We start from the raw sequence: 5,064 nt of genomic DNA on the forward strand, positions 1-5,064 counted from the left end.
CGCTCTAAAATTTCTCACTGACCAATTTTCAAAGATCAAAAAAAAACTCCTCGAAGAAACTCAAACTGTCTCTTGAGAAGACCGGCGTATAATGCATGATAAAAAACCTTATGTCAAACCTTTTTTTCACATAAATTAAAAAAAAATATATCTATTTGAATTTATGAATAATTCAAACCATTGTTTTTATGCCCACCAATCAAAATAAAAATAAAAAAGCATTATTTAATGTACTGATACAGGGTGTTTTTTTCTTCTCAAATTTACAATAATCACCCCTGACACAATAAAAATGATTGAGGTAACCAAATGAGTTGTAATGGTCTCTCTTAAAAGCAGCACTCCAAATAGAACACCGGCCAGAGGCATGATAAAGATAAAAGAATGCAGGGCTGTTGCCCCGAATTTCTGAAGCAGGCTGTTCCAGGCAATAAACCCGAAGGATGCCGTTACAATAGACTGATACAGCATTGCCTTAATAATAGTCGGGTTAATCATTCGTATCATTTGATCGTCCCATAAAAAACCGCCGAGAAAAAAGAAGGGTATACCGAAAATCATGGGAAATATGGTAATTTGAACCACATTATATTTGGAAATAATTCTTTTTACAAAAATTACACTTGAACTCCACATGAATACAGCAGCAAGAATAATCAAATCCCCTTTTTTTAAATCACCGGTCATATCCTGTTCATCAAAAAACAGAAACATAACACCAATAAAACCAAGGGTTATACCGAGCCCTTTTTTTAAGGATATGCTGTCACCGGGAATAAAAAAATGGGCCATAACCAATACAATAAACGGCAGAACATTTGCTATCAATGCCCCGTGGGAAGCGGTAGTTTTGCCAAGCCCTATATAAAAACAGGAGAATTGAACAACAAAAATAGCAGCCAGTATCACCATCTGGCCCAATTGTTTTTGGGTGAGTTTTAACGGTATGTTTTTAACCCTTGCCCAGATAAAAATCACAACAGCCGCAATAGTGAACCGGATGCCCACTGCGGTAAAAGCGCCTAATCCTGTAAGGCTAAATTTTATAGCCACGGGATTGGCACCAAAAAGAATGCATATAAAAATAGTCAAGGCAGTTGCCTTAACGGTCAGATCATCATTATTTTGCAACTTGCACTCCAAGTTGATTGTTATTTTAAATAGTTGTCTGATCAAGATAACTTATTTGAATCTGGCAAAGCTTATAGAAATATTAAAAATAGGTAAAGCGTTTTTTGATCCTTATTTTTGGTGATCCTTTTCCAGATGAAAATTAATCCACGAAGAGGTCTTATTTAACTCCCACATTCTCGGGGGAACAGAATCTTTAAGAAAACCTGTCAAGGCATTGGCCTTTTTCAATCGTTCATACGCCCTGACCCAGATACAGAGATTGTCCGGATAAACCTCGCAATATCCATCCCTGCTGCCGCCACAGGGACCATTTCTGGTATGCTTGGGGCAGCCCGATTCCGGGCATTGAAATGCAAGATGCTGAATGCCGCAATCCCCACAGCTCTGACAGGAAAGAAAAAGAACTTTCAATGGATCTTCCAGACAGCGTTTCAGCAGCCAGGTTTTATTGTTTTTCTCAAAAAGAGTGGCGATTCTTTTATAAACCGGCGCAAGCATGGCCTTTCTATCAAAAAAAAAACCATGGGCTCTGTTTAATATTTTATAGGGATAATGATCTGTAAGCTTTTCTTTTAAGCTTTCCATTACAGTCTGTTTCTCAACGGATTCTGTCTTTTTATCAAAATAATAATAAGTGTTGTCGGCTTTATTTTCAAAGTCAGAGAGATACTCTTGCCAGGAAACTTCAATTTCTTCCATCCGATCCAGGATCGCCCCGACGGTTTTAAAACTTCTATGAATCCCGCCGATATGAATCCCACGGTATCCCAGGCCTTTTAATATAACACCCAGTTTTGCCGTTCGGTCAATAGCTGCTTTCAGCCCCTGTCTTGCATCTTTCCATTCTAAAATGATCTTATTAAAAAGATCATCGGAAACATATGCTCCCGGAACCCTTCCTCTATTCATGGCTCTGGCAGATCTGGGGCTCAACAGATAAACAGAGGCCATTGCCGGAATATCTTTGTTTTTAGCATTGTGATATAGTATGAGATCATGGAACTTTTTTACATCATATCCCAATTGTGTAATCACAAAAGAAGCGCCGGCTTTAATTTTCTTATCCATTTTTTTATACTGGGAATGCGTTTCTGCTTCCTTGGTTTTAAACGGGGAGACAGCACATCCTGTAAAAAATTCTTCCGGATCACCCGATGCAATAAGTTTTTTACTGAGTGTTTTGAACATGGCATTTAAAAGCACAGAATCCAGATCAAATACAGGAGCCCCCTGGCCCCCAAACCCTTTTCCATTGTAATCTCCGGTCAGGGCCAGGATATTTTTCATTCCCATGCGTGCCAGCTGAAGAGCCCGGCTTTCCATTCCTACCCGGTTCATGTCTCTGCAGGTAAAATGAACAATTACATCCAGTCCGTGCTTAAAAATTTCATATCCCAGCACATCCGGACTTAAAGACGGGTTACCTCCTGGATTGTCCGTAATGGAAACAGCAGAGATCCTGCCGTCGGCAAATGCATCCTTTGCAATCCCGACCAGAGTGTCAGTGCTTCTGCCAAAGGATTCCCGGCCCGGAACCAGCTCAAGGGTAACAACAAAATTTTTCGGATTCAATAATTCATCACTGAAAATACGAAGCACAACTTCCTCCTGATTATATTTTTACTTTTTCTAATTTCAACAGACAAAATTATTTGAGTCTATATAATTTATAGAAATATTAAAAAAAGGTAAAGCCTTTCCTTTAGTTAATATTCGTTGTTTTTTGTAAACTTTCGCCGGTTTGCTAAAAATATTTGTCAGAGAAAGACGAAAAGGGGGAAAAAGCCACGGCTGAGGATAGTTGGCATCAGTGGAAATGATATCAAACTATATGCAAAGCATATCAGGAAAGTAGAACTTGAAGCCATTGCCAATAAATCAGGAGCAGATATTATTTATCTGCCGGGTCATGGCACGGGCAATAAAGATGGTTCGCGTAAATAGTCAAAATCCGGCACCATTTCAAAAAAACTGTGAAACCGTGCCGGATATGTTTTACTATTTATAAATGATCGTGCCCACAAGTTTTCCTTCCAGCGCATCCCGAATAAACTCCGGATGGTTAAGGGCATCAATTATCTGGAGCTCTTTTAAACATTTTGCATGTTTAAACATTTCTAAAATCGGGCGTTCTATTATCAGATCATCAAGATCCAGCGCAATCAGTTCGTCTACGGAAATTTTATCATAAAATTTTAAATCTTTAGCTTTCTTTCCCGCCTTTTTCGGATCACTCTCAAAAAGACCTTTTTCATCTTTCAGATAAATAAGAGATCGGGCACCAATATTCTCCGCCAGAAAAAATGCTCCGCAATCTGTTCTATGTGGAGGAATGGAACCAAACTCAGCCGGATGCTCAAAAAAACCGTAAGGCGGTATACCAAAGGTAATGGGAAGATAACCCTCCTTGCAGAACATGGTTAATTGTTCCAGATGGTCCCCGTGGCCAATTTTTACACCACCATGTTTTGCCAGAAGGACAGAAAGTATTTCTGCATTCTGCCAGGAAACCTTATCCCCCAGTTTTGATAAAACACCTGTGGGCATACCTAAGTCCACACCGATATTATACACATGCCTGGCCCTTGTTCCACCACCAGTCATCAATAGTAATTTGTATTCATCCTTTAACTTTACCAATTCATCAACAATCGGAAACAGGGCTTTTGCACCTCTGTCCATAATACTTTGACCGCCTATCTTCAAAATATTGATATCCAGGTGCATCCTGAAATATTCCTTGGATTCGGTTGTTTTCAAAAACTCTTTGCTTACAAGGGATTCCCCCAAAAAGGGTGATCAATATGCAATCTGCCCTTATCGTCTTCTTCTTTTATTAAATTCCCCATAATTACCTCCTCTTTATAAAATATAGTTTTATACGTTCAAACGATTAGACTTTAACAGGTTGGCCAACACCAGGCCGACACCAAACCCTATGGCAAGATTGCTGGCAAGGGTCACTCCTAAAATACAGACAACCACAAACATTTGTTTTTGACCACTGACATCCAGTATGGTCATGGCAAGCTGGCTGCCTGCAAAGATAAGCAATATACCAAGAATTGACATGGGTATCAAAGAAAGGAATGAAAAAATACCATCACCAAGTATTAGGACCAGACCCATTAATATAAAACCGATCATCAGGTTAGATCCGGCCGTTCTGGCACCAAAGCGATAATGGGCACTAAGACCCCCTGCGCCATGACAAAGCGGCATACCACCAATGGCAAAACTGATAAAATTTCCAATGGCCATACTGATACAAAGGCTTTTATATGTCATCTTTCCTGATTTTTCACCAAAATACCTGTTTGCCAAATCTGCATTTGCAATAACTGCATTTCCGAGGGTCATGGGAATCTGCGGTAAAACAAGGGCAAACACAGCAAACATAAAATCCATTTTTACTGGAAACCCGAATGGCATCCACTGGGGCAGATAAAACCCTAGCCGGATCGGTGAAAGTTCCTGTCTGTTTCCAAGGACCAGACCGATAACCAGACCTATTAAGACGATCACAAGGCCTGCTGGCATTTTTTTATTATCCAGCAATATCAGAGTAATGAATACGCCAACAATACCAATAACTATACCAATGGGAACAGGGCCAAAGGACTGTATTTTCAGATAAGGCTCTGCCATTTGATATAAATTCTGAATTTTTGAGCTGCCGATCATCATTTTTACACCCTGTGCCATTAAAAGGGTGCCTGTTGAAAGCTGAATTCCCCTGATCACTGATTTAGGAATATATTTTCCAATAATACCGATAGTACCGGTCAACCCAATTACCAATAAAATTGTCCCCATCAATAATGAGGATGCCAATACCTGCTGGGTACTCATCATTGTTGCTATTGAATAGGCACCAATGACCTTCATGGGCTGGACAGGGACTGTAATCCCAAAATAGACGCCTGTTAA

Annotated in this window: 5 protein-coding genes; 1 reads left to right on the forward strand and 4 read right to left on the reverse strand. The window is 39.7% G+C overall.

What is annotated here, in order from left to right; translation table 11 throughout:
* Window positions 1-225: 225 nt before the first annotated feature.
* Both K8S13_RS09350 and K8S13_RS09355 read right to left on the reverse strand, forming a co-directional pair.
* A complete protein-coding gene (locus K8S13_RS09350; protein ID WP_291462170.1) occupies window positions 226-1,131 on the reverse strand; it encodes a DMT family transporter in 906 nt (301 codons plus the stop codon).
* A gap of 111 nt (window positions 1,132-1,242) precedes the next feature.
* A complete protein-coding gene (locus K8S13_RS09355) occupies window positions 1,243-2,733 on the reverse strand; it encodes a methylenetetrahydrofolate reductase C-terminal domain-containing protein (RefSeq protein ID WP_291462172.1) in 1,491 nt (496 codons plus the stop codon).
* A 117-nt stretch (window positions 2,734-2,850) separates the two neighbouring features.
* Here K8S13_RS09355 and K8S13_RS09360 point away from each other — a divergent pair, with 117 nt between their 5' ends.
* A complete protein-coding gene (locus K8S13_RS09360) occupies window positions 2,851-3,078 on the forward strand; it encodes a hypothetical protein (RefSeq protein ID WP_291462174.1) in 228 nt (75 codons plus the stop codon).
* Window positions 3,079-3,132: 54 nt separating this feature from the next.
* Here K8S13_RS09360 and K8S13_RS09365 read toward each other — a convergent pair whose 3' ends face one another.
* Both K8S13_RS09365 and K8S13_RS09370 read right to left on the reverse strand, forming a co-directional pair.
* A complete protein-coding gene (locus K8S13_RS09365; RefSeq protein ID WP_291462175.1) occupies window positions 3,133-3,894 on the reverse strand; it encodes a uridine kinase in 762 nt (253 codons plus the stop codon).
* 117 nt (window positions 3,895-4,011) lie between these two features.
* Window positions 4,012-5,064, reverse strand: a 1,053-nt coding sequence (locus tag K8S13_RS09370) for a putative sulfate/molybdate transporter (protein WP_291462177.1), incomplete at its 5' end; no start/stop codon positions are given.

Source organism: Desulfobacula sp. (assembly GCF_021107415.1).